Below are 25,598 nucleotides of genomic sequence, written 5' to 3'. Positions count from 1 at the left end.
TCATATTTCTGAGGGGACGACGGGAATCGAACCCGCGTAATCAGTTTGGAAGACTGAGGCTTTACCATTAAGCTACGTCCCCGGGAATTTACAGGAACTTTCCTGCGAAACTTCCGGGCGGCTGTTGAAGCCGGATACAACTAAACCCAATTCAGGGCCCCGCTGTCAAATGTGCAAACCGGCACAATATAACCGTAGACTGTTCTGTGCACTTACGGGGTGTAGCTCAGCTTGGCTAGAGCACCTGCTTTGGGAGCAGGAAGTCGCAGGTTCAAATCCTGTCACCCCGACTCTGCAGGTACCGCCAGACCTTGGCGGTGCAGAACCCCACCCCCTAAAACCAGGAGTACTTAGACTGTGAAGAGCGCTGTCGAGAACCTCACCCCCACGCGGGTCAAGCTCAATGTTGAGGTCCCCTTTGAGGAATTGAAGCCCAGCATCGCAGAGGCATACAAGACTGTTGCTTCGCAGATCCAGGTCCCCGGTTTCCGCAAGGGCAAGGTCCCCTCCAAGCTCATTGACCAGCGCGTTGGCCGCGGCTACGTGCTGGAGACCGCCATCAACGAAGGCCTCAACGGCTGGTACCAAGCGGCCGTCCAGGAAACCGGCATCCGCCCGCTGAGCCGTCCCGAGGTCGAAATCACCGAGGTTCCGGACCCGTCCGCCACCGACGGTGAACTCAAGTTCCACGCCGAGGTTGACGTGCGCCCCGAGATCGAGCTGCCGGACTACGCCGGCATCAAGGTCGAGGTTGCCGCCGCTGAGTCCACCGACGCCGACGTCGACAAGGCCCTGGACGAACTCCGCGGCCGCTTCGGCACGCTGAAGTCCATCGACCGCCCGGCGGCCGACAAAGACTTCATGACGATCGACATCACCGCCTCCATCGATGGCACCGAAGTTGATTCCGCCACGGGCCTGTCCTACCAGGTTGGCGCCGGCACCATGCTTGAAGGCCTCGACGAAGCCGTCACCGGCCTCAGCGCCGACGAGGACGCCATCTTCGACACCACCCTGGTCGGCGGCGAGCACGCCGGCGAAGCCGCCCAGGTCAAGGTGGTCGTCAAGTCCGTCAAGGAGCGCGAGCTCCCCGAGGCCGACGATGACTTCGCCCAGCTGGCCTCCGAGTTCGACACCCTGGCTGAACTCCGTGAGGACCTGGCCAAGCAGGCCGCAGAGTCCAAGGTTGTTGAGCAGGGCGTCGAAGCCCGCGACAAGGTCCTCGACAAGCTCGTTGAGCTCGTAGAGGTACCCGTCCCGGAATCCGTCGTCGAAGAGCAGCTTGAACAGCACTTCAACGCCGAGAACGCCCACGGCGAAGGAGAGCACGACACCGAGGAGCACCGCGCCGAGGTCAAGGCCAACACCGAGCGTGCCTTCCAGAACGAGATCATCCTTGACGCCATCGCGGAAAAGGAAGAAGTCAATGTCAGCCAGAACGAGCTGATCGACTACATCGTCACCACCGCCAGCCAGTACGGCATGGACCCGAACCAGTTCGCGCAGATCATCGATCAGAGCGGCCAGGTCCCCATGATGGTTTCCGAGGTCCGCCGCCGCAAGGCACTCGCCGTGGTCCTGGGCCAGGCCGAGGTCACCGACTCCGAGGGCAACACCGTTGACCTCAGCGACTTCGTCCGCCCCGGCGGCGAGGAAGCTCCCGCTGAGGCAGACGTCGAGGAAGCCGCATCCGAGGAAGCCACTTCCGAAGAGGCCACCGAGACCGCAAAGAACGATGACCCGGCAGCAGTGAAGTTCTAACACTTCGGCGTTCTCGCGGTTCCTGCCCGCACCCCCGGATCGATGATCCGGGGGTGCGGCTTTTTAAGCCCGCAATGAACCCCTCCGGGCAATCGTGCGCCGTCAGCGAACAGCCCCACGCCTGAGCACAAAGCAGGCGGGAAAACCGTTAGTGTCCATGTAGGAAAGTTCAGTGATGTCGTCCAGTGGCGTCACCGTCGCCAGCGAGAGGTAAGTACATATGTCACAGCAAGCAGGGGCACCCCGGATGGCTACTGTCGATCCGGCCGCCCAGGATAACTACATTTACAACCGCCTGCTGAAAGAGCGCATCATCTGGCTCGGCTCCGAGGTCCGCGACGAGAACGCCAACGCGATCTGCTCGCAGCTGCTGCTGCTCTCGGCCGAAAACCCCGAGAAGGATATCTACCTCTACATCAACTCACCGGGCGGCTCCGTCACCGCCGGCATGGCCATCTACGACACCATGCAGTTCATCCCGAACGACGTCGTCACCGTCGCCACCGGCCTCGCCGCCTCGATGGGACAGTTCCTGCTCTCCTCCGGCACCAAGGGCAAGCGCTACGCCACCCCGAACGCCCGCATCCTGATGCACCAGCCCTCCGGCGGCATCGGCGGCACGGCCTCGGACATCAAGATCCAGGCCGAGCTCATCCTGCACATGAAGAAGGTCATGGCCGAACTGACGGCCGACCAGACCGGGCAGACGGTGGAGACCATCCTCAAGGACAACGACCGCGACAAGTGGTTCACGGCCAAGGACGCCCTCGAATACGGCTTCTTCGACAAGATCGCGGCCCACGCCGGATCGGTCGCCGGCGGCGGCGGAACCAACGCCAACGGCGATAACGCAGCCACCGAGAACTGACCGGCACAGCAATGAATTCAGGAGCAATGAACATGAACTACAACTTCGGTTCGACTGCCGGCAACCTGCCGAGCAGCCGCTACGTGCTGCCGCAGTTCGAGGAGCGCACCCCTTACGGCTTCAAGCGCCAGGACCCGTACACCAAGCTCTTCGAGGACCGCATCATCTTCCTCGGTGTCCAGGTGGACGACGCCTCGGCCGACGACGTCATGGCCCAGCTGCTGGTGCTCGAGTCCACCGACCCGGACCGCGACATCACGCTCTACATCAACTCCCCGGGCGGCTCCTTCACCGCCATGACGGCGATCTACGACACCATGACGTACATCCGCCCGGAGATCCAGACCGTCTGCCTCGGCCAGGCCGCCAGCGCTGCCGCCGTTCTCCTCGCGGCCGGCACGCCCGGTAAGCGCCTGGCCCTGCCGAACGCCCGCGTGCTGATCCACCAGCCCTCCCTGTCCGGCGGCCAGGGCGGACAGGCCTCGGACCTGGAGATCCAGGCCGCCGAGGTCATGCGGATGCGCTCATGGCTCGAAGACACGCTGGCCAAGCACTCCGGCCGGACGCCGGAGCAGGTCAACAACGACATCGAGCGCGACAAGATCCTCACCGCGGCCGAGGCCATGCAGTACGGCCTGATCGACCAGGTGCTGGATTCCCGCAAGATCAAGCCGCAGGCCATTGCCAAGTAGCGCAATAAGTACGTAACAAGAAGTTCCCGACGCCGGTGCGGCCCGCTTTAAGTGGCCGCACCGGTGTCGGCTTTCCACCCAACCCGCCTAAAGTGACCTAGAGTGGAACATGTCACAGGCCGCAGCAAGATACTAAAGGGGTTCACATATGGCTCGGATTGGCGAGAGCACGGATCTGCTGAAGTGTTCTTTCTGCGGAAAGAGCCAGAAGCAGGTTCGGAAGCTCATTGCCGGGCCCGGCGTCTACATCTGCGACGAGTGCATTGAACTCTGCAACGAGATCATTGAAGAAGAACTCGCGGAAGTCGCTGACCTGGGCAGTTTCGAACTGCCCAAGCCCCGCGAGATCTTTGACTTCCTGCAGGAATACGTCATCGGCCAGGAGCCGGCTAAACGCTCGCTCGCCGTCGCCGTTTACAACCACTACAAGCGCATCCAGGCCGGCCACGCCCCCAAGAGCGGCAGCCTGGCCGAAGGTGTGCACCACGACGACGTCGAGATCGCCAAGTCCAACATCCTGCTGATCGGACCCACCGGCTGCGGCAAGACCTACCTCGCGCAGACCCTGGCCCGCCGCCTCAACGTCCCCTTCGCCGTCGCCGACGCCACCGCACTGACCGAAGCCGGCTACGTCGGCGAGGACGTCGAGAACATCCTGCTCAAGCTCATCCAGGCCGCGGACTACGACGTCAAAAAGGCCGAACAGGGCATCATCTACATCGACGAGATCGACAAGATCTCGCGCAAGAGCGAGAACCCCTCCATTACCCGGGATGTCTCGGGCGAGGGTGTGCAGCAGGCCCTGCTGAAAATCCTCGAGGGCACGGTCGCCTCGGTGCCGCCGCAGGGCGGCCGCAAGCACCCGCATCAGGAATTCATCCAGATCGACACCACCAACGTGCTCTTCATCGTGGCCGGAGCCTTTGCCGGGCTTGAGGAAATCATTGGTTCGCGGTCCGGGCGCAAGGGCATCGGGTTCGGCGCCCCGCTCAACGAGGTCAAAAACAACGCGGACTCCTACGGTGAGGTCATGCCCGAGGACCTGCTGAAGTTCGGGCTTATCCCCGAATTCATCGGCCGCCTCCCGGTCATCACCACCGTCTCCAACCTGGACCGGGCTGCGCTGATCCAGATCCTCTCCACGCCCAAGAACGCCCTCGTGAAGCAGTACCAGAAGATGTTCCAGCTCGACGGCGTTGAGCTCGTCTTCGAGGACGAGGCGCTGAACACCATCGCCGACCAGGCGCTCGAACGCGGCACCGGCGCCCGCGGGCTCCGCGCCATCATGGAGGAAGTGCTCCTCCCCGTGATGTTCGACCTGCCCAGCCGGGACGACATCGCCACGGTGGTCATCACCGAAGACGTCGTCGCGAACAAGGCGGCGCCCACGATGATCCCCCACGACGTCAAACGCCGCAAGTCAGCCTGAACCGGAATAAACGGGCCGCACCGGCCGCTGAAACCTGTGGCGCGCCCGGTCATTGACCCGGCGGTGCACCTGTCCCCCCGCAGACTTCCCCTAGGAGATCACCTGTGCCTGAATCCCTGAACACTCCAGCAACAAGCAACAGAGCCGACTTCTGGTTTGATCCGATGTGCCCCTTTGCCTGGGTGACCTCGCGGTGGATCAACGAGGTGGAGGACGTCCGCGACATCAGCATCGACTGGCACGTCATGAGCCTCTCGGTGCTGAATGAGGGCCGCGATGAACTCCCGGAGGAGTACCGGGAGTTCATGAAGAAGGCGTGGGCTCCGGTCCGCGTCATCACTGCCGCCGCTGAACAGCACGGTGCGCAGTACATCAAACCGCTCTATGACTCCATGGGCACCAAGATCCACAACGAAGGCAACACGGACATCGACGAGGTCATCGCCAAATCGCTCGCCGAGGCGGGACTGCCGGCCGGGCTTGCGGCAGCCGGGCAGAGCGACGACTTCGACGCGCAGCTCCGCACCAGCCACGAGGCAGGCATCTCCCTGGTGGGCCAGGAAGTCGGCACGCCGGTGGTCGCTTTCAACGGCACGGCCTTCTTTGGCCCGGTCCTGACCCGCATCCCGCGTGGCGAGGAAGCCGGACAGATCTGGGACGCCACCGTGACCCTCGCGTCGTTCCCCTACTTCTTCGAAATCAAGCGCAGCCGTACCGAAAGTCCCGTCTTCAACTAGGCCCGTAGAAACCGCGTCGATCACCTGCCCGGCCTGCAAAGAGCCCCGAAAGAATTACTCTGATGTAGTTCTTCCGGGGCTCTTGTGCATCCCAAAAACGGGGATCACAATTGAACTTACCCACTTCGAAAGAAGCGGGACGCAGAAACCAAAGATTCAGTGACACTCATCCGACGCAGCCTTCGGCAAAGTCAGATGATGGCTACCAGTGACGAGGTAGGAAGACCTGAAAATCCGAGGATTCTGCCAGATTGTCTAAGACGTCACGTGACAATCGAAAAGTCGAAGCCCCACCAACGGCAAAACGCTGATGGGGCTTCCCCTTTGCCCGAAAACAGGTGGGCCGGATCCCGCCGGCTACGCCTCCGCCGGCGCCAGGACGACGTCGCTCACGGTCAGCTCGCCCTCGCCGCCCACCAGCGCCAGCTCGCGCGCGTTCGCCGCGGCCTTGAGGTCGGCCAGGCCGGCCTTCAGCTGCGTGATGAGTGACTCCGAGGCCGTGATGGTCGCGGACAGCACCTCGGTGCGCTGTTTGACCTTGGCCTCGGACTTGGCCTTGCGGATCCCGCTGAGGGCGGTGCCCACGGTGGCCAGCAGGGTGGTGTCGCCGTCGATCTCGATAGCGGACGGCCAGGCCGCACGGTGCACCGAACCGGTGCGCCACCAGCTCCAGACCTCCTCCGTGGCGAAGGGCAGGAACGGCGCGAAGAGGCGCAGCAGCGTGTCCAGGCTGGTCGCCAGCGCCGCGAGGACGGACGCCTGCTCGGCGTCGCCCGCCGCACCGTAGGCGCGGTCCTTGATGAGCTCCACGTAGTCATCGGTGAAGTGCCAGAAGAAGCTCTCCGTGATCTGCAGGGCCCGGGCGTAGTCGTAGTTCTCGAACGCCTTCGTGGCCTGCTGGACCACGTCGGCGAGCTGGGCCAGCACGGCGCGGTCCAGGGGATTGCCGAGCACCGAGAGGTCACCGGACACAACGGAGTCCTCGGTGGCGCCCAGGTTCAACACGAACTTGGAGGCGTTGAGCAGCTTGATGGCCAGGCGCCGGCCGATCTTCATCTGTGCGATCTCGTAAGCCGTGTCCGCACCGAGCTTGGCCGAGGCCGCCCAGTAGCGGACGGCGTCCGAGCCGTATTCCTCGAGCACGTCGGTGGGGACGATCACATTGCCCTTGGACTTGGACATCTTCTTGCGGTCCGGGTCCAGGATCCAGCCGGAGATGGCCGCGTGCTTCCACGGCGCGGAGCCCTGCAGGGAATCGGCGCGCACCGCGGAGGAGAACAGCCAGGTCCGGATGATGTCGTGGCCCTGCGGGCGCACGTCGAAGGGGTAGACCTTGGCGAAGAGGGCCTCGTCGGTGCTCCAGCCGCCCACGATCTGCGGGGTCAGCGAGGATGTAGCCCAGGTGTCCAACACATCGGCGTCGCCGGTGAAGCCGCCCGGAACATCGCGCTGGGCTTCCTCATACCCGGGGGCGGCGTCTGCGGCGGGGTCCACCGGCAGCTGCGCGTCCGAGGGAACAATCGGAGCCGCGAAGTCCGGGTTGCCGTCGGCGTCCAGCGGGTACCAGACAGGCACCGGCACGCCGAAGAAGCGCTGGCGCGAAACGAGCCAGTCGCCGTTCAGCCCGGAGATCCAGTTCTCGTAGCGTGAGCGCATGAACGCGGGGTGGAAATCGATCTCATGGCCGCGGGCAATGAGCCGTTCGCGGCGTTCCGCGTCCCGGCCGCCGTTGCGGATGTACCACTGGCGCGAGGTCACCACCTCGAGGGGCTTGTCGCCCTTTTCGAAGAAGTTGACCGGGTGCATGATTTTCTTCGGCTCGCCGTCGAGGAGCTCCGCGGCGGCCAGGAGCTCCACCACGGCTTCCTTGGCGCTGAAAACCGTTTTGCCCGCGATGGAGGCGAAGGCCTCACGGCCTTCGGCGGTGGTGACCCACTCCGGGGTCTCGCCGATGATGCGGCCGTCGCGGCCCACAATCGCGCGGGTGGGGAGCTGCAGTTCGCGCCACCAGGTGACGTCGGTGAGGTCACCGAAGGTGCAGACCATGGCGATGCCGGAGCCCTTGTCCGCCTTCGCGAGCGGGTGGGCCTTAACCTCCACCTCGACGCCGAACAGGGGAGAGGTGACCTTCTTGCCGAACAGCGGCTGGTACCGTTCGTCGTCGGGATTCGCCACGAGGGCGGCGCAGGCGGCCAGCAGTTCCGGGCGGGTGGTTTCGATGAAGATCTTTTCGCCGTCTTCGGTGAAGAACGGGTAGCGGTAGTAGGCGCCCGCGACCTCCCGGTCCTCGAGTTCTGCCTGGGCCACCGCGGTGCGGAAGGTGACATCCCACAGGGTGGGCGCCTCGGCCATGTACGCGTCGCCGGCGGCGAGGTTGGCCAGGAAGGCGCGCTGGGAGATGGCGCGGGACTTGTCATCGATGGTGCGGTAGGTCAGGTCCCAGTCCACGGACAGGCCGAGGGTCTGGAACAGGTTTTCGAAGACCTTCTCGTCTTCAACGGCGAGTTCCTCGCACAGTTCGATGAAGTTCCGGCGCGAGACGACGTCGAAGTCGCGCTGGTTCTTGGCGGGCTCCGCCGGGGGTCGGTAGCCGGCGTCGTACGCGGTGGTGGGGTCGCAGCGCACACCGTAGTAGTTCTGCACACGGCGCTCGGTGGGGAGGCCGTTGTCGTCCCAGCCCATCGGGTAGAACACGTTCTTGCCGGTCATGCGCTGGTAGCGGGCAAGGACGTCCGTCTGCGTGTAGGAGAACATGTGCCCCACGTGCAGCGAACCCGACGCCGTGGGCGGGGGAGTATCGATCGAGTAGACCTGCGCCCGGGTGGTGTCCGGGTTGAACTTGTAGGTCCCTTCGTCAAGCCAACGCCGGGTGAGGGCGTCTTCCAGCCCCTCCAGGGCGGGCTTGTCCGGAACGTTGATGGGGGCGGTGGTGGGCGTGTCTGTACCCTGCGTGTCTTCAGCCATGGAGCAATTCTTTCACGGTCCGCCGCGGGCAGGCGCAGTGGCCCGCTGCAGAGCCGTTAGGGTGGTGCCATGACTGAGGGAATCCAGAACAAAGCAGCAGTTGTCACCGGCGCCAGCACCGGAATCGGCGAGGCCACCGTGCGTGCGCTCCGGACCGAGGGCTGGACCGTGTACGCGGTCGCCCGCCGTGCGGACCGGCTGGAGGCGCTCGCCGCGGAAACCGGCGCCGTCGCGCTGCCCGCAGACGTGACGGACGACGCCGACGTCGCCCGGCTGGTCGACGAGGTGACCCGTGCCGGCGGCATCGACACACTCATCAACGTCGCCGGCGGCGCCCGCGGCGCGGACAAGGTGGCCGAGGCCCGGACCGAGGACTGGGAATGGATGTTCGAGGTCAACGTCCTGGGCACCATGAAACTCATCCGGGCGTTCCTGCCCATGCTGCGCGCCTGCGGTGAAGGCACCGTCCTGAACCTGACCTCGACGGCGGGACTGTCCGCCTATGAGGGCGGCGGCGGCTACAACGCGGCGAAGTTCGCCCAGCACGCGCTCACCGGGGCGCTGCGGCTTGAAGAGGCCGAGCACAACCTCCGCGTGATCGAGGTGGCCCCCGGCCTGGTCCAGACGGAGGAGTTCGCGCTGAACCGGCTCGGCGGCAACTCCGACGCCGCCGCGAAGGTGTACGCCGGCGTCGAGAAGCCCCTGACCGCCGCAGACGTCGCCGACGTCGTCCGGTACGCCGTCACAGCCCCGCACCACGTCAACCTCGACCAGATCGTGATCCGGCCGGTGGCGCAGGCCGCCAACTACAAGCTCATCCGCAAGGGCTGACGGGACCGGCGTGTCGCGGGGACGCAGCGCAGGCGCTGCGTCCCCGCGACAGTTGTTAGACTTCTCGTAGCAGCTTTGACCCGGCCATCACCGGTGAGCTTCCGGAAGAACGCCCCGGCGCAACGTCAGCACGCGCCAGGGCCGGTAGAACCGGACGGGTAAGCCCGTCACAGCAGTGAATGAGCGGCCGACGCCGGTGCTCCCTCGTTTCAGGGGATACGGCGACGGTAAGTGAGGTGGTACCGCGGTGCCGGTGGTGTCGAAAGACACCGCAGGAGCCGTCCTCGCATCCTGAATGAATCCATTTGTTCACCAGCTCAACCCAGGATGTCGAGATGACTTATTACCCGAAGGCCTCCGCCGCACCGTCCGGCGCCGGCGCCACCGCCTCTGCTTCCCACACGGCTTCCAACACGGCTTCCAACACCTCCGGTGTGTCGGCCTCCGTGAAGTTCCCGGAGATCGAAGAGCGCATCCTCAAGTACTGGGATGAGGACGGCACGTTCCAGGCCAGCATTGACCAGCGTGATGCTGGCAAGGATGGGTCCAACGAATTCGTCTTCTACGACGGCCCGCCCTTCGCCAACGGCCTGCCGCACTATGGCCACCTGCTGACCGGCTACGCCAAGGACCTTGTGGGCCGTTACCAGACCCAGCGGGGGCGCCGGGTGGAGCGCCGCTTCGGCTGGGACACCCACGGCCTGCCCGCCGAGCTGGAAGCCATGAAGCAGCTGGGCATGACGGACAAAACCCAGATCGAGGCCATGGGCATCGACAAGTTCAACGACGCCTGCCGCGCGTCGGTGATGAAGTACGCCGACGAATGGAAGAGCTACGTCACCCGCCAGGCGCGCTGGGTCGACTTCGAGAACGACTACAAAACGCTCAACGTCGAGTACATGGAGTCCGTGCTGTGGGCCTTCAAGCAGCTGCACGAAAAGGGCCTGACCTACAACGGGTACCGCGTGCTGCCGTACTGCTGGAAGGACGAGACGCCGCTGTCCAACCATGAACTGCGTATGGACGACGACGTCTACAAGAACCGCCAGGACCAGACCGTCACGGTGACGTTCCCGATCACGGCGGGGGAGTCGGAGCTGTCCCGGCAGCTGGCCGGCGTGCAGGCGCTCGCCTGGACCACCACGCCCTGGACGCTGCCCACCAACCTGGCGCTCGCCGTTGGGCCCGCCATCAACTACGTCGTCCTGCCGGCCGGCCCGCACGGGATCAAGACCGCGGCGGCCGAGGCACCCGTCTCCGGCAGCTTCCTGCTGGCGGCCGAGCTGCTGGGCGCTTACGCCAAGGACCTTGGCTACGGCGACGGTGCCGAGGGCGTTGCCGCCGCCGAGGCCGCCGTCACGTCCCGCCACACCGGCGCAGAGCTCGACGGCCTGAGCTACGAGCCGCTGTGGGACTACTTCCACGACGCCGAGAAGTACGGCACCGAGAACGCCTGGCGCTTCCTCAAGGCCGATTACGTCACCACCACCGACGGCACCGGCATCGTCCACCAGGCTCCGGCCTACGGCGAAGACGACCAGAAAATCTGTGAAGAGGCCGGCATCCCCGTGGTCCTCTCCGTGGACGAGGGCGCAAAGTTCCTGCCGCTCTTCGGCCACGGCGACCTCGCCGAAATCGCCGGACTCCAGGTGTTCGAGGCCAACAAGCCCATCACCCAGGTGCTCCGCGCCCAGGGCCGCCTGGTCCGCCAGGCCAGCTACGAGCACAGCTACCCGCACTGCTGGCGCTGCCGGAACCCGCTGATCTACCGGGCCGTGTCCTCCTGGTACGTCGAGGTGACCAAGTTCAAGGACCGTATGTCCGAGCTCAACCAGGACATCAACTGGATCCCGGGCAACGTCAAGGACGGCCAGTTCGGCAAATGGCTCGCCAACGCCCGCGACTGGTCCATCAGCCGCAACCGCTACTGGGGCAGCCCCATCCCGGTGTGGCAGTCCAGCGACCCGGACTACCCGCGCACCGACGTCTACGGCTCGCTCGCGGAGATCGAGGCCGACTTTGGCCGGCTGCCGCTGAACAAGGACGGCCAGGTGGACCTGCACCGGCCGTTCATCGACGAGCTCACGCGCCCGAACCCGGACGACCCGCGCACCCCGGAGGAAGGCCAGTCCGTGATGCGCCGCGTTGAGGACGTCCTGGACGTCTGGTTCGACTCCGGTTCCATGCCCTACGGCCAGGTCCACTACCCGTTCCAGAACGAGGAATGGTTCGACACCCACAACCCGGCGGACTTCATCGTCGAGTACATCGGCCAGACCCGCGGCTGGTTCTACATGCTGCACATCCTCTCCACCGCGCTGTTCGACCGGCCGGCCTTCCGCAACGTCATCAGCCACGGCATCGTCCTGGGCTCGGACGGGCAGAAGATGTCCAAGAGCCTGCGCAACTACCCGGACGTCTCCGAGGTCCTGGACCGCGACGGGTCCGACGCTATGCGCTGGTTCCTGATGTCCAGCCCAATCCTGCGCGGTGGGAACCTCGTGGTCACCGAACAGGGCATCCGCGACGGCGTCCGCCAGGTCATCCTGCCGCTGTGGAACGTGTACAGCTTCTTCACGCTGTACACCAACGCCGCTGACGGCGGCAATGGCTATGACGCGAAGCTCCGCTACGACGGCTACGCGGACACCCTGGACCAGTACCTGATGGCCAACACCGGGGACCTGGTCCGGAACATGACGGCACAGCTGGACAGCTACGACATCTCCGGGGCGTGCGACGAGCTGCGCAGCTACCTGGACATGCTCACCAACTGGTACGTCCGCCGCAGCCGCCAGCGCTTCTTCGACGAAAACGTTGACGCCTTCGACGCGCTCTACACCGCCCTGGAAACGGTCTGCCGGGTCTCCGCGTCCCTGCTGCCGCTGATCTCCGAGGAGATCTGGCGCGGCCTCACCGGCGGGCGCTCCGTGCACCTGGCCGACTGGCCGGACGCGGACCTGTTCCCCGCCAACCCGGAACTGGTCGAGGCCATGGACCGGATCCAGCAGATCTGCTCCACCGGCTCCTCGCTGCGCAAGGCCGCCAACCTGCGCGTACGCCTGCCGCTGCAGGAACTTACTGTCGTGGCCCCCGGTGCGGACGCGCTGGACGGCTTCGCCGCCGTCGTCCGCGACGAACTGAACCTGCGCTCCGTCCGCCTGCTCGACGCCGACAACGCCTCCCCGGAGGAGTTCGGCATCGAACAGAAGCTCGTGGTGAACGCCCGGGCCGCGGGTCCGCGCCTGGGCAAGAACGTCCAGCAGGCCATCAAGGGCTCCAAGTCCGGCGACTGGTCCGTCAGCGAAGCCGGCGTGGTAACCGCCGGCGGGCTCGAGCTCGAACCGCAGGAGTACACCCTGGAAACCGTCGTGGCCGAAGCCGCGGAGGGTGCCGGCTCACGCGCCGCAGCGGTGCTGCCCGGCGGCGGCTTCGTGGTCCTCAACACCGAGGTCACTCCCGAACTGGAAGCCGAAGGTGCCGCCCGCGACATGGTCCGCGCCATCCAACAGGCCCGCAAGGACGCCGGACTCAACGTCAGCGACCGGATCCACACCACCGTCACCGCACGGCAGGACGTTGTGGATGCCCTGCTGGCCAACGCCGGGCTGGTCCAGACCGAAACCCTGACCGTCCGGCTGGACACGGTCGCGGCCGACGTCAAGGACCCACAGGTCAGCGTCGTCAAGACCGCCGCAGAAAAAGTAGAGGCCTAATCCATGACCGACGAATTCTCCGTAGAAAGCGTCTACGCCGAACTGCTGGGCCGGGCGCCGGAAAACAAGATGGAGCCCCGGCTGGCCCCGCTGCACCGGGCGATGGACATCCTGGGGGAGCCAAACAAGGCGTTCCCGATCATCCACGTCACCGGCACCAACGGTAAAACCTCCACCGCACGGATGATCGAGGCCGGGCTGCGCGCCCACGGGCTGAGCACGGGCCGGTACACCAGCCCGCACCTGTCCAAGGTCACCGAGCGGATCAGCATCGACGGCGAACCGGTCCCGGACGAGACCTTCGTCCGGATCTGGGACGAGATCCGCCCGTACCTGGCCATCGTCGACAGCGAACTCGAGGCCGAAGGCCAGCCCCGGTTGACCTACTTCGAGTGCCTCACCATCCTGGGCTTCGCCATCTTCGCGGATCAGCCGGTCAACGTCGCCGTCATCGAGGTGGGCCTGGGCGGCATCACCGACGCGACCAACGTCGGCGATGGCCAGGTCTTTGTGGTCACGCCCATCTCGCTGGACCACACGGACCTCCTTGGGGACACCACGGAGGACATCGCGTACGAAAAGGCCGGCATCATCAAGCCCGGCGGCTTCCTGGTCAGCGCCGCGCAGCCCCGCGACGCGGCCCAGGTGCTGCTGGAAAAGGCCAAGGAAACGAACGTCCCGTTCCGCTTCGAGGGCGTCGAGTTCGGCGTCGAATCCCGCACCGTCGCCGTCGGCGGGCAGATGGTCACCATCCAAGGCATCGCCGGCCGCTACGAGGACCTCCTCGTGCCGCTGCACGGCGCCCACCAGGCCGAGAACGCCGCCGTCGCGATCGCAGCGCTGGAAGCTTTCTTCGGCGCCGAAAAGGCGCTCGACGCCGAGGTGGTCCAGGAGGCCTTCGCCTCCGTCACCTCGCCCGGCCGGCTCGAGGTGGTGCGCACGGCGCCGACCATCATCGTGGACGCCGCGCACAACCCCGAAGGCATCCGGGTGTCCGCCGAGGCCATCCACGAGGCGTTCAGCTTCACCAAACTGGTGGTGGTGGTCGGCGTCCTGCGGGAGAAGGACGCCGAGGAGATCCTCCGCCAGCTCAAGGAATCCCTGGGCGACCTGGCCGCCGAATACTGCTTCACCCAGTCCAACTCGCCCCGCGCCGTGCCGGCCGAGGACCTCGCGGAACTGGCCGTGGAGCTGGGCTTCGGCGAGGACAACATCCACGTGGCCGAGAAGCTCGACGACGCCCTCGAATGGGCGGTGGAGCGTGCCGAATCCAATGACGACCTCGCCGGCGGCGTCCTCGTCACGGGGTCCATCACGCTCGTCGCGGACGCCCGGATCCTGCTCGGAAAGGCGGATGCCTAAGCCATGGCGAAACTCACCAAGGCCCAGCGCGAATGGCGCCCGGGCATGCCCAAGAAGCGCCGCTCCACCAAGGTCATGTTCGCCTCGACGGTGCTGCTGCTGGAGGCCTTTGTGGTGCTTTTTGGCACCCTGACCGTCTTCGGACTGCGGCGGGACGAGTTCCCGCCGGTCCTGATCTTCTCGGTCGGGATCGGGCTGGCCCTCGTCTACGTCTTCACGTGTGCGGTACTCACCAAACCGTGGGGCGTGGCGCTGGGCTGGATCCTGCAGATCGTGCTGATCCTGACCGGCTTCCTGGAACCGGCCATGTTCCTGGTGGGCGGCCTCTTCGCGGTGGCCTGGTGGTACGGAATCCGCACCGGCATCCGGATCGACCGGGAGGCCGCGCAGCGCGAACGCGAGCAGGCCGCCTGGGACGCCGCGCACCCCGAAGACCTGAGCAACTAGACTTATTTCCGAATCCCACCCCCAACACATTGGAGCAGTTGTGAGCATTGAGCGCACCCTCGTCCTGATCAAGCCCGACGGCGTCACCCGCAACCTGACCGGCAGCATCATCGCCCGCATCGAAGCCAAGGGCTACACCCTGGCCGAGCTCAAGAAGGTCGACGCGAGCCGCGAACTGCTGGAGCAGCACTACGAGGAGCACGTAGGCAAGCCGTTCTACGAGCCGCTGGTGGAGTTCATGCTCAGCGGCCCGGTCGTCGCCGCGATCTTCGAGGGCCACCGCGTCATCGAGGGCTTCCGCTCCCTCGCCGGCACCACGGACCCGACGACGGCGGCGCCCGGCACCATCCGCGGCGACTTCGGCCGCGACTGGGGCCTGAAGGTCCAGCAGAACCTGGTCCACGGCTCGGACTCCGTGGACTCCGCGGAACGCGAGATCAAGATCTGGTTCCAGGACTAACTCCCGGACCCACCCTCCCGCCGAGGTGACAGTTAAGGCCCATGTTCAACGTGAACATGGGCCTTAACTGTCACCTCGCGGCGGTTAACCGGGGGCTGTCTCCTCAGTAGCCGGAGGTCCCGATGAAGACCTGGATGAAGGCGAAGAAGATCGTGGCGATGACGGCGACGTAGAGCAGCGCCGTGATGATCCAGCCGGAGTCGCCCAGGATCCTCGTGGGGCCCTCGGGCAGCCGGATCACACCGTGGCTCACATTGCGGACCGTGACCCAGACGAACAACGGAATCATCGCGACCCATACCACCATGCAGAACGGGCACAGGATGTGGATGGAGTACAGCGCCTGCGACCAGAGCCACACTACAAACGCGAAGCCCAGGGTCACGCCGGTCTGCAGGCCCAGCCAGTACCAGTGGGCGAATCTGGCGCCCGCGAGCATCCCCATCGCCGTGGTGATAATGACGGCAAAGGCCACAATGCCCATGAACATGTTGGGGAACCCGAATACCGAGCCCTGCCAGGTCTGCATCACCTGGCCGCAGGAGATCCAGGGGTTCACATCGCACACGGTCACATGGCTGGGATCCTTGAGAACCTCAAGCTTTTCCAGCACGAGGGCTCCCGAAGCGAGCCAGCCGACGACGCCGGTGATGAGCAGGAGCCACGCGAATGGCCGGTCGCGGGTCATCGGGGGCAGCGGCCGTTCCGCAGCGGACGGGCTGGTGTCTTCGCGCTGCGGGGCTGCCTCGCCGGTGGTGCTGGAGATGCTGGGCATGAAAGTCCTTCGGGTCGGTGCAACTGATCCGATTCTATCGCCGGTGACTGGACGAAGCCGGGGAAGGCTGGTGCCTTCCCCGGGGATTCGTTGCCACAGTGCGGTCCGGATGCCTTGCTTACGCCTGCTTTGACGGCTCCTGTGAGACAATGATCGTGGCTGGAACCCGATCCACATCCGGGTCCCGGTCCGGCGACTTTGTTCCCAAGACCGCCAATGATGAGCAGGGAGCTACGGATCCTCTGATCCAGGCTGTCCCGCAATGCCATTGGACGGCACCTGGTTGTGGCGTGTAGATCAACGGGTTTCAGAACAATTCCGCCGGCCCTCCAGGGCTGCCGCACCCCACTGCCGGTGCGAACCTGAGGGTATCCAATTGACTTCTGTCAATGCCTGCGGGTGCTGACAAATATTTGCCCCAACGGGTGCCGGATGTGGCGGCACGCCAGGGGCAGGAGCATCGCCACATATGGATAATGACCAGGTTGTCACGGGTAACGGAGATTCTCTTGTTGCCGACGAAGCAGTAGCAACGGCAGAGGCGGCTGTGGCCCTACCGCCGAAGCGGCCGGTCCGGACCCGCCGCAAGGCCCTGCCTAAGAAGGACGCCGCAGCAGAGGCCGCGCCGGACGCAGTCGACGAGCCGGATGCAGCAGCCGCCGCAGAGGCGCCCGCCCCCGAAGCCAAAGCCAAGGCCCCCGCACGCCGCACCCGGGCCCGCAAGGTAGCAGAACCGGCCGAACTCCTGCCGGCCTTCGCTGATGACACCGCAGCTGCCGCCGTCGAGGCGCCGGCAGCTGAGGCACCCGTAGTTGAGGCGCCCGTAGTTGAGGCGCCGGCAGCAGAGGCCGCCGAAGCTCCCGTTGAGAAGCCGGTCCGCCGCCGCGCGAGCCGCGCCAAGGCCGCCGCCCCTGCCGCTGAGGTCCCTGTCGCTGAAGCCGCTGACGTCGCTGCCGCTGAAGCCGCTGCCGCTGAAGTCCCCGCTGCCGAAACCCCGAACGTGGCCCCGGCCGCGGACGCCGCCGCGCAGACACCGGAAGCAACAGAAACCGCTGCACCTGCAGCAACAGAAGCCACAGCATCGCCGGCCGAAGCGCCTTCCGCCGCCGCCTCGCTGTTCCTGGAGCCCGGAGCGGTCACGTCGATGATCTTCCAGGCGCCCGACCTGAACGCCGTCGTGCGCCCGGCACCGGCCGCCGCCGTCGCAGAGGCTGAGGAAGAAGAGGGCGAGGAAGGTGACGGCGAGGACGCCGGAAGCCGCCGTCGTCGTCGCAGCCGCGGACGCCGCGGACGCAGCAGCCGCGGGTCCGACGGCGAATCCGGTGCCGACAGCGATTCCGCCGAAGGCAGCGGAGACGAAGCGGATGAAGCGGATGAACGCTCCGAGGGGACGCTTGAGGACGGCGTGACCTCGCGCCGCCGTCGCCGCCGCCGCCGCGGCGACCAGGACCTCGAACTAACCGGCGGGGAAGACAACGATCCGCCCAACACCGTGACCCGTGTCCGCGCGCCCCGTGCGGCCGCCGAGGCCCCGGTCAACAACCGCGTCACGTCCCTCAAGGGTTCCACCCGACTGGAGGCGAAGAAGCAGCGCCGCCGCGAATCCCGCGATACCGGCCGCCGCCGCACCGTCATCACCGAGGCTGAGTTCCTCGCCCGGCGCGAATCCGTGGACCGCCAGATGATCGTCCGCCAGCGCGACGACAGAATCCAGATCGGCGTCCTCGAGGACGGCGTCCTGGCCGAGCACTTCGTCTCGAAGACCCAGCAGGATTCCCTGATCGGCAACGTGTACCTGGGCAAGGTCCAGAACGTGCTGCCGTCGATGGAAGCCGCCTTCGTCGACATCGGACGCGGCCGCAACGCCGTGCTCTACGCCGGTGAAGTCAACTGGGAATCCGTGAACCTCGAGGGCAAGCAGCGCCGGATCGAAAACGCGCTGAAGTCCGGCGACTCCGTGCTGGTCCAGGTCACCAAGGACCCGGTCGGCCACAAGGGCGCCCGCCTCACCAGCCAGATCTCCCTGCCCGGCCGGTACCTCGTGTACGTTCCCGGCGGTTCCATGACCGGAATCTCCCGCAAGCTGCCCGACGTCGAACGCAACCGCCTGAAGCGGATCCTCAAGGACCGCCTGCCGGAAGATGCTGGCGTCATTGTCCGCACCGCCGCCGAGGGTGCGTCCGAGGAAGAGCTCACGCATGACATCAACCGCCTCCGCGCCCAGTGGGAAGGCATCGAGGGACAGTCGACCTCGACGAAGATCCTCGCCCCCGAGCTGCTCTACGGCGAACCCGATCTGACCATCAAGGTGGTCCGTGACGTCTTCAATGAGGACTTCTCCAAGCTGATCGTCTCCGGCGAGGAAGCCTGGGACACCATCGAGGCCTACGTCACCTACGTGGCCCCCGACCTCGTGGGCCGGCTGGAAAAGTGGACCAAGGACACGGACATCTTCGCTGCCTGGCGCATCGACGAGCAGATCCACAAGGCCCTGGACCGCAAGGTCTTCCTGCCCTCCGGCGGCTCCCTCGTGATCGACCGCACCGAAGCCATGACCGTGGTGGACGTCAACACCGGCAAGTTCACCGGCAGCGGCGGCAACCTTGAGGAAACCGTCACCAAGAACAACCTGGAAGCTGCCGAGGAAGTCGTCCGGCAACTGCGCCTGCGCGATATCGGCGGCATTATCGTCATCGACTTCATCGACATGGTGCTCGAGTCCAACCGTGACCTGGTGCTGCGCCGCATGGTGGAGTGCCTGGGCCGGGACCGGACCAAGCATCAGGTGGCGGAGGTGACCTCGCTGGGCCTCGTGCAGATGACGCGCAAGCGGATGGGCACCGGACTGCTGGAAGTCTTCGGCGAACAGTGCGAAACCTGCGCCGGCCGCGGCATCGTCACCCACGACGAGCCGGTGGAACACCGCCGCGCCAACGTAGTGGCCGCCGAGCACCACGTCCCGCGGACCGAGCAGCAGCCGGCCGCGCGGACCGAACGCAAGAGCCGCCGCCGCGGCAGGGGAGGCCAGGGCACGGACGTGCAGTCCGCCCCGGCAGCCGTGCACGCCGAGCCCACCGAAGCTGAGCGCCACGCCAAGGCCGAGGCAACCCGCGCCGCGCTGGCGAACATCGCAGCAGCGGCGCACGCCGCCCACCTGCACGACGAAGAAGCCGGTACCGCTGCCGACGCCGAAGCCCGCGAGGCAGCCGTTGAAGCCGCTGTCGAGGCAGCTGTGGACCTGGCCGCGTCCGAGGAAGCAGCCGGACGCCCCGCCGCCGTGCTGACGTTCGGCGGCGAGCAGGTCGCCCTGCCCTTCGTGGAGCACGCGGACGAGGCCAGTTCGCCTGCGCTGACGCTGGACCTGCTGACCGAGGCCTTCGCGAACCTGGGTGAAACCGAGGAAGCCAAGGCCCCGGCTACACGCGAACAGGCAACACGTGAACCGGCAACACGCGAACCGGGTACACGTGAACAGGCGGGCCGGGCGGCGACGGCCGCTCCGGCGCGCACCGGTGGAACCGGACCGGGACGTGCCGCCCAGGCGCCGGGTTCACAGACCGAGGCCGAATCCGTGGCAGGTACCTCCCGTGCCCGCCGCGGCCGCCGCAACCGGAGCGCCAGCCGCGCCCAGGGTGCAGCGAATGAGACCTCCGTGGAACAGCGCCAGGAATCGCCGCAGGCCGCAGCCGTTTCAGTGCACGAGGCCAAGGTCCCGGCCGCAACGACGCCCGCGGCCAAACCGGCCGCCAGTGAACCGATCATCCTCGGTGTCGGCGTTCCGGCCTCGGAACTCTAGCAACGGAGCTCCAGCAGCGGAAAACTTCAGCAAGGCCGCGGGTGCGGTCCGGCCGGCGTAGCATTACGCCCGGTTCGGGCCGTGCCCGCGACTTCGTTAAGGCATCCGGCTAGGGTGGATCCCAGACACGGGGTGCCGCGCATCGGGCCGGCTGAGATCCAGACCCGTTGAACCTGTCCGGCTAGCACCGGCGAAGGGATGTCTCTCTTGACCACCGCCTCATCGTTTCTTCCGCCTGTCCCTGCCCTGCTGGCGCCCCGGATCCCGCGGGTGCTGGCCATCGCCGGCTCCGACCCCTCCGGCGGCGCGGGGATCCAGGCCGACCTCAAAAGCATCGCCGCACACGGCGGCTACGGCATGGCGGCCATCACCGCCCTGACCGCCCAAAACACCCGCGGCGTCCGCGCCGTCCACGTCCCGCCCGCGGCCTTCCTGACCGCCCAGCTGGAAGCCCTCAGCCAGGACATCACCATCGACGCCGTCAAAATCGGGATGCTGGGGGACGCATCCGTGATCGACGCGGTCCGCAGCTGGCTGGCGAAGTCCCGCCCCGGCGTCGTGGTCCTGGATCCCGTGATGGTGGCGACGAGCGGCGACCGGCTGCTGCAGGAAGCGGATGAGGCGGCGCTGCATGCGCTGCTGCCGCTCGCGGACCTGATCACGCCCAACCTCGCCGAACTCGCGGTCCTGCTGGGAGAACCGGCCGCCGTGGACTGGGCCGGGGCGCTGGACCAGGGCAAGAGGCTCGCCGCCCGGACCGGCACCACGGTCCTCGTGAAGGGCGGCCACCTCGACGGCGGCAGCGGCGCCGGCGCCAACGCTGGTGACGGGTGCCCCGATGCGCTGGTCAACACTGTAGGGCTCCTGGCGCGGGACGTCATCGTGGTGCCGGGGGAGCGGGTGCGTACCCGTAACAGCCATGGCACCGGGTGCTCGCTGTCCTCGGCGATCGCCACCGTGCAGGCCAGAAATACCCTGCAGGCTAACGCGGGGTACGGGGACTGGGAGGCCGCGCTCCGCGAGGTCAAGCCCTGGCTGCGGGAGGCGCTGCGCGCCTCTGGGGCGCTCGACGTCGGAACCGGCAACGGCCCGGTCCATCACTTCCACCACGTCCAGCAGCACACCCAGGCCCATGGCACCATCGCGAGGGAACCGGCCGAAGGTGAGTTCGCCGTCGCGCTCCGGGAAGCCGCCGCCGCTGACCTTGAAGCGATCTACGGACTGGACTTCATCAGGGGCCTCGCCGACGGATCCCTGCCGGAGAAGGAATTCGCCTACTACCTCAGCCAGGACGCCCTCTACCTCAACGGCTATTCCCGGGTGCTGGCCCGTGCCGCTGCCATCGCACCCACCGAGGCCGAGCAGCTCTTCTGGGCCCGCTCCGCGCAGAACTGCCTCGAGGTGGAGTCGGAGCTGCACCGGACCTGGCTGAGCACCCGTCCGGCCCCGGTGACCACCGGACCCGTCACCAAATCGTATGTGGACCACCTGGTGGCCGCCTCGGTCTCCGGCAGCTACGGGGTGCTGGTGGCCGCCGTGCTCCCGTGCTTTTGGCTCTACGCCGAGGTCGGGGAGTCCCTGCACGCGCGGTTCCTCGCCGCGGGAGCCCCGGAGGCGCATCCCTACGCCGTGTGGCTGGCCACCTACGCGGACGAGGACTTCGCCGCCGCCACGCGGCAGGCCATTGCGTACACCGACGCCGCGGCGCGGGCGGCCTCGGCGGGGGAGCGGGACGCCATGACCCTGGCTTTCCGGCAGTCCGCCCGCTACGAGGTGGACTTCTTCGACGCGCCGCGGCTGCACGCCTGACCCTGGCTTTCCGGCAGTCCGCCCGCTACGAGGTGGACTTTTTCGACGCGCCGCGGCTGCACGCCTGACCCTGGCGGCCGGGGGGAGCCTGTACGATAGGTGGGCACGGTTCCGGAACTCGTTGCGGCAGGCTCTGTCCATACAGAGTGGCGCCTATCACGTACCTCACTCCGGAACCAGCCTCATTTGCGGCCGAAGGCAAAATTAGCGTAGTCTAGACCTTCGGTGCTTACGCCAACACTTGGGTTATGACCTTGAGGACTCTCCGCCCGATTTCGGGTGCGATTGTCCACGGGATAGCTCATGGGTTCCCCCGGGGAATCCACCGGCGTAGAGGCACAGCGTGAGCCGGACCAAACACATTGGACCCAGGTTCCGCACGCAAATCTAGTAATAAACGTCGAGAGAAGTGAGTTCCCCAGTGGTGTACGCGATTGTCCGCGCAGGCGGCCGCCAAGAGAAGGTTTCCGTTGGAGACTTCGTTACCCTGAACCGCGTCCCCGGTGGAGCCGGCAGCACCTTTGAGTTGCCCGCACTGCTCCTGGTAGACGGTGACAAGGTCACGTCTGCAGCTTCGGACCTGGCCAAGGTAAAGGTTACGGCTGAGATCCTTGAGGACCTCCGTGGTCCCAAGATCGTCATCCAGAAGTTCAAGAACAAGACCGGCTACAAGAAGCGCCAGGGTCACCGTCAGGAATTGACCAAGGTCAAGATCACCGGTATCAAGTAACTAATCGTTACTGTTCAGGTTTTCAGCAGATTCCCCAGAATTTTAAGGCAGGCATTTCCAAATGGCACATAAAAAAGGCGCGAGCTCCACTCGCAACGGTCGTGACTCGAACGCCCAGTACCTCGGCGTCAAGCGCTTCGGCGGCCAGGTAGTTTCCGCAGGCGAGATCATCGTCCGCCAGCGTGGCACCCACTTCCACCCGGGCGCCGGCGTAGGCCGCGGCGGCGACGACACCCTGTTCGCCCTGACCCCCGGCGCTGTCGAATTCGGCACCCGCCGCGGTCGTCGCGTTGTGAACATTGTGGCTGCTGCAGCTGCAGAGTAACAACAAGTCTTAAATCGGTGGGGCGGGCCATTAGGTCCGCTCCACCGGTGTTTTAACCGCATTACAATCATCTTGGGCGTCTTAGGACCCCGGGGAAGAGCACTGAGGAGATCCACGTGGCTAGCTTTGTAGACCGGGTAGTACTGCACGTATCCGGCGGTACCGGCGGCCACGGTTGTGTCTCCGTCCACCGCGAGAAGTTCAAGCCGCTCGGCGGCCCCGACGGCGGCAACGGCGGCAACGGCGGCGACGTCATCTTGCGCGTGGACCCGCAGACCACCACCCTGCTTGACTACCACCACGCCCCGCACCGCCACGCCACCAACGGCGGCCCCGGAATGGGCGACTGGCGCGCCGGCAAGCATGGCGAAACACTGATCCTTCCGGTCCCGATTGGCACCGTGGTCAAGTCCAAATCCGGCGAAGTCCTCGCGGACCTCGTGAGCGAAGGCGCGGAATACGTTGCTGCAGCCGGCGGTATCGGCGGCCTCGGCAACGCCTCGCTGTCCTCGCAGAAGCGCCGCGCCCCCGGCTTCGCGCTGCTCGGCATCGAAGGCGAATCCAGTGATGTTGTCCTGGAACTCAAGTCCATCGCCGACATCGCCCTGGTGGGCTTCCCGTCCGCCGGCAAGTCCAGCCTGATCGCGGCCATGTCCGCCGCGCGGCCCAAGATCGCCGACTACCCGTTCACCACCCTGATCCCGAACCTGGGCGTCGTCCAGGCCGGCGACGTCCGCTTCACCATCGCCGACGTCCCGGGACTCATCGAAGGTGCCAGCGAAGGCAAGGGCCTCGGCCACCACTTCCTGCGCCATGTCGAGCGCTGCGCCGCCCTGGTGCACGTCCTGGACTGCGGCACGCTCGAATCTGACCGCGATCCGCTCTCCGACCTTGCCGTCATCGAGGCCGAGCTGGAGAAGTACGCCGTGGACATGAGCTATGCGGGCTCCGACGGCGAAGTGGTTCCCCTGAACCACCGCCCCCGCCTGGTCGCCCTGAACAAGGTGGACCTGCCGGACGGCAAGGACATGGCCGAATTCGTCCGCCCCGAGCTCGAATCCCGCGGCTACAGGGTCTTCGAAATCTCGGCGACCAGCCACGAAGGCCTCCGCCAGCTCGGCTTCGCCATGGCCGAAATCGTGCAGGCCGCCCGCGACGCCGTCGCCACAGCCCCGCCGAAGGTGCAGGCCCCGGTCCTCAAGCCGCGCGCCGTCAACGAATCCGGCTTCAAGATCCGCCGCGAAGAGAAGAACCTGGAGCCGCTGTTCCGCGTCCTGGGGGAGAAGCCCGTGCGCTGGGTCAAGCAGACCGACTTCACCAACGAGGAAGCCATCGGCTACCTCGCGGACCGCCTGGCCAAGCTCGGCGTCGAAAACGAACTCTTCAAGCAGGGCGCCAAGCCCGGCGACATGGTGGTCATCGGCGAGGATGACGGCGTCGTCTTCGACTGGGAGCCCACCATGATGGCCGGCGCCGAACTGCTGGCCGCGCCGCGCGGCACCGACGTACGCTTCGCGGACATCGGCGACCGCCCCACCCGCGGACAGAAGCGCGACGAGCAGATCGAACGCCGCGAGGCCAAGGCCGCCGCCCGCGCCGAGCTCGAAGCCGAGCGCAAGGCCGGCATCTGGACCGAATCCGTCAGCGGACGCCGGGCCGCCAAGCCGCTCAAGGAGAGTGGACTGGGCGCAACCGATGACGAGTAAAGCCGTCACTGACCGCGTCGGGGCGGTCACCCCGCACCCGGCGTCGGACCCTGCACCGGGCGCAACCGCGCCGGACCGCTCCGTGCTGTCCGGGGCGCGCCGGATCGTGGTCAAAGTCGGCTCCTCTTCACTGACGTCCATCAGGGGCGGCATTTCAGAGGAGGCCCTGACCGAGCTCGCCGACGCCCTGGCGCACAAACGTAACGCCGGCACCGAGATCATATTGGTGTCCTCCGGCGCGATCGCCGCCGGGCTGGCCCCGCTCGGACTCGCGAAGCGCCCCCGCGACCTCGCTACCCAGCAGGCCGCCGCGAGTGTGGGACAGGGCCTGCTGATGGCCCGGTACACGCACGCTTTCGGCGCCCACGGGGTCACCGTCAGCCAGGTGCTGCTCACCGCCGAAGACTTCATGCGCCGCCGCCAGCACACCAACGCCCTGCGCGCCCTCGACCGCCTGCTCAACCTCGGCGTCGTGCCGGTGGTCAACGAAAACGACACCGTCGCCACCCACGAGATCAGGTTCGGCGACAACGACCGGCTGGCGGCCCTCGTGGCCCACCTGGTCCGCGCCGACGCACTCGTGCTGCTCTCCGACGTCGACTCCCTCTACGACGGCCCGCCCGCGCACGGCGCACAACGCATCCCGCACGTGGCGGGTCCGCAGGACCTCGACGGCGTGACCATCGGGCGCACCGGCAAAGCCGGGACCGGCACCGGCGGAATGGTCACCAAGGTCGAGGCGGCCACCATCGCCGCCGGGTCGGGCATCCCCGCCCTGGTCACCTCCACGGGCAATGCCGCCGCCGCGCTGGCGGGCAAGGACGTGGGAACCTGGTTCTCCGTCAACGGCTCCCGGAAACCCGTCCGCCTGCTCTGGCTGGCGCACCTCGCGTCCGTGGAAGGCACCCTGGTGCTCGACGACGGCGCCGTCCGGGCCGTGCGCGACCGCCGCACCTCGCTGCTGCCGGCCGGTATTTCCGCCGTGCACGGACACTTCGAGGCCGGCGACGCCGTCGAGATGGTCTCACCCGACGGCACGGTGATCGCCCGCGGCCTGGTGAACTACGGCGCCGCCGAACTCCCGCAGATGCTGGGCCGCTCCACGAAGGAGCTCGGCAGCAGCCTGGGCCGCGGATATGACCGGGTTGTTGTTCATGTTGACGATCTGGTGCTGGTCTAAGCCTCCTGCT

Annotated in this window: 18 protein-coding genes, 2 tRNA genes and 1 riboswitch; of the genes, 17 read left to right on the top strand and 3 right to left on the bottom strand. The window is 66.5% G+C overall.

Annotation, left to right across the window (positions count from 1 at the left end):
* Positions 1-11: 11 nt before the first annotated feature.
* Positions 12-82 (bottom strand) — tRNA-Gly (locus FS787_RS02445).
* A 133-nt stretch (positions 83-215) separates the two neighbouring features.
* On the opposite strand from FS787_RS02445, the gene FS787_RS02440 reads away from it, so the two are divergent.
* The 6 genes from FS787_RS02440 (at position 216) to FS787_RS02415 (ending at position 5,487) form a co-directional block, all read left to right on the top strand.
* A tRNA-Pro gene (locus tag FS787_RS02440) sits at positions 216-290 on the top strand.
* 67 nt (positions 291-357) lie between these two features.
* Positions 358-1,761 (top strand): trigger factor, encoded by a 1,404-nt coding sequence (gene tig / locus FS787_RS02435; RefSeq protein WP_144670724.1) that lies wholly within the window; start codon positions 358-360, stop codon positions 1,759-1,761.
* A gap of 247 nt (positions 1,762-2,008) precedes the next feature.
* Entirely contained in the window at positions 2,009-2,629 is a 621-nt protein-coding gene (locus FS787_RS02430; RefSeq protein ID WP_144671868.1) for an ATP-dependent Clp protease proteolytic subunit, read from the top strand.
* A gap of 32 nt (positions 2,630-2,661) precedes the next feature.
* A complete protein-coding gene (locus tag FS787_RS02425) occupies positions 2,662-3,321 on the top strand; it encodes an ATP-dependent Clp protease proteolytic subunit (protein WP_056430069.1) in 660 nt (219 codons plus the stop codon).
* A gap of 148 nt (positions 3,322-3,469) precedes the next feature.
* The gene (gene clpX, locus FS787_RS02420; RefSeq protein ID WP_144670722.1) at positions 3,470-4,750 is read left to right on the top strand and encodes an ATP-dependent Clp protease ATP-binding subunit ClpX; all 1,281 of its coding nucleotides are present in this window, start codon (positions 3,470-3,472) and stop codon (positions 4,748-4,750) included.
* 104 nt (positions 4,751-4,854) lie between these two features.
* Entirely contained in the window at positions 4,855-5,487 is a 633-nt protein-coding gene (locus FS787_RS02415) for a DsbA family protein (protein WP_313959632.1), read from the top strand.
* A gap of 357 nt (positions 5,488-5,844) precedes the next feature.
* Here FS787_RS02415 and valS read toward each other — a convergent pair whose 3' ends face one another.
* Positions 5,845-8,451, bottom strand: coding sequence for a valine--tRNA ligase (gene valS / locus FS787_RS02410; RefSeq protein WP_144670720.1), 2,607 nt, complete (start codon positions 8,449-8,451; stop codon positions 5,845-5,847).
* Between the two features lie 69 nt (positions 8,452-8,520).
* Between valS and FS787_RS02405 the strand changes: the two genes are divergently transcribed.
* From FS787_RS02405 to ndk, 5 genes are all read left to right on the top strand, one after another.
* Entirely contained in the window at positions 8,521-9,282 is a 762-nt protein-coding gene (locus FS787_RS02405; protein WP_144670718.1) for an SDR family oxidoreductase, read from the top strand.
* A gap of 335 nt (positions 9,283-9,617) precedes the next feature.
* Positions 9,618-12,998: an isoleucine--tRNA ligase gene (gene ileS, locus FS787_RS02395; RefSeq protein ID WP_144670714.1), complete on the top strand. Its 3,381-nt coding sequence runs from the start codon at positions 9,618-9,620 to the stop codon at positions 12,996-12,998.
* A 3-nt stretch (positions 12,999-13,001) separates the two neighbouring features.
* Positions 13,002-14,360, top strand: coding sequence for a folylpolyglutamate synthase/dihydrofolate synthase family protein (locus FS787_RS02390; protein WP_144670712.1), 1,359 nt, complete (start codon positions 13,002-13,004; stop codon positions 14,358-14,360).
* A gap of 3 nt (positions 14,361-14,363) precedes the next feature.
* The gene (locus tag FS787_RS02385; RefSeq protein ID WP_144670710.1) at positions 14,364-14,807 is read left to right on the top strand and encodes a DUF4233 domain-containing protein; all 444 of its coding nucleotides are present in this window, start codon (positions 14,364-14,366) and stop codon (positions 14,805-14,807) included.
* Positions 14,808-14,847: 40 nt separating this feature from the next.
* Positions 14,848-15,267, top strand: a complete 420-nt coding sequence (gene ndk / locus FS787_RS02380; protein ID WP_144670708.1) for a nucleoside-diphosphate kinase — start codon at positions 14,848-14,850, stop codon at positions 15,265-15,267.
* 103 nt (positions 15,268-15,370) lie between these two features.
* Here ndk and FS787_RS02375 read toward each other — a convergent pair whose 3' ends face one another.
* Complete coding sequence (locus FS787_RS02375) at positions 15,371-16,042, bottom strand: vitamin K epoxide reductase family protein (protein ID WP_144670706.1); 672 nt, start codon at positions 16,040-16,042, stop codon at positions 15,371-15,373.
* A 469-nt stretch (positions 16,043-16,511) separates the two neighbouring features.
* On the opposite strand from FS787_RS02375, the gene FS787_RS02370 reads away from it, so the two are divergent.
* The 6 genes from FS787_RS02370 to proB all read left to right on the top strand — a co-directional run bounded on the left by FS787_RS02370 (position 16,512) and on the right by proB (position 25,588).
* On the top strand, positions 16,512-19,838 hold the full coding sequence (locus FS787_RS02370; protein WP_144670704.1) for an Rne/Rng family ribonuclease: 3,327 nt from the start codon (positions 16,512-16,514) through the stop codon (positions 19,836-19,838).
* Positions 19,839-19,956: 118 nt separating this feature from the next.
* A riboswitch (TPP riboswitch) is annotated at positions 19,957-20,054 on the top strand.
* A complete protein-coding gene (locus FS787_RS02365; protein ID WP_186329071.1) occupies positions 20,037-21,647 on the top strand; it encodes a bifunctional hydroxymethylpyrimidine kinase/phosphomethylpyrimidine kinase in 1,611 nt (536 codons plus the stop codon). It overlaps the preceding riboswitch by 18 nt.
* 421 nt (positions 21,648-22,068) lie before the next feature.
* Positions 22,069-22,377: a 50S ribosomal protein L21 gene (rplU, locus tag FS787_RS02360; RefSeq protein WP_024368343.1), complete on the top strand. Its 309-nt coding sequence runs from the start codon at positions 22,069-22,071 to the stop codon at positions 22,375-22,377.
* 61 nt (positions 22,378-22,438) lie between these two features.
* Positions 22,439-22,702, top strand: coding sequence for a 50S ribosomal protein L27 (rpmA, locus tag FS787_RS02355; protein WP_009372867.1), 264 nt, complete (start codon positions 22,439-22,441; stop codon positions 22,700-22,702).
* 116 nt (positions 22,703-22,818) lie between these two features.
* Positions 22,819-24,408, top strand: a complete 1,590-nt coding sequence (gene obgE / locus FS787_RS02350) for a GTPase ObgE (RefSeq protein ID WP_144670700.1) — start codon at positions 22,819-22,821, stop codon at positions 24,406-24,408.
* On the top strand, positions 24,398-25,588 hold the full coding sequence (gene proB, locus FS787_RS02345) for a glutamate 5-kinase (protein WP_144670698.1): 1,191 nt from the start codon (positions 24,398-24,400) through the stop codon (positions 25,586-25,588). The genes obgE and proB overlap by 11 nt, the downstream gene beginning before the upstream one ends.
* Positions 25,589-25,598: the final 10 nt, after the last annotated feature.

Source organism: Arthrobacter sp. U41 (genome assembly GCF_007679325.1).
GTDB lineage: Bacteria > Actinomycetota > Actinomycetes > Actinomycetales > Micrococcaceae > Arthrobacter.
This window is presented reverse-complemented; position numbering and strand designations above follow the sequence as displayed.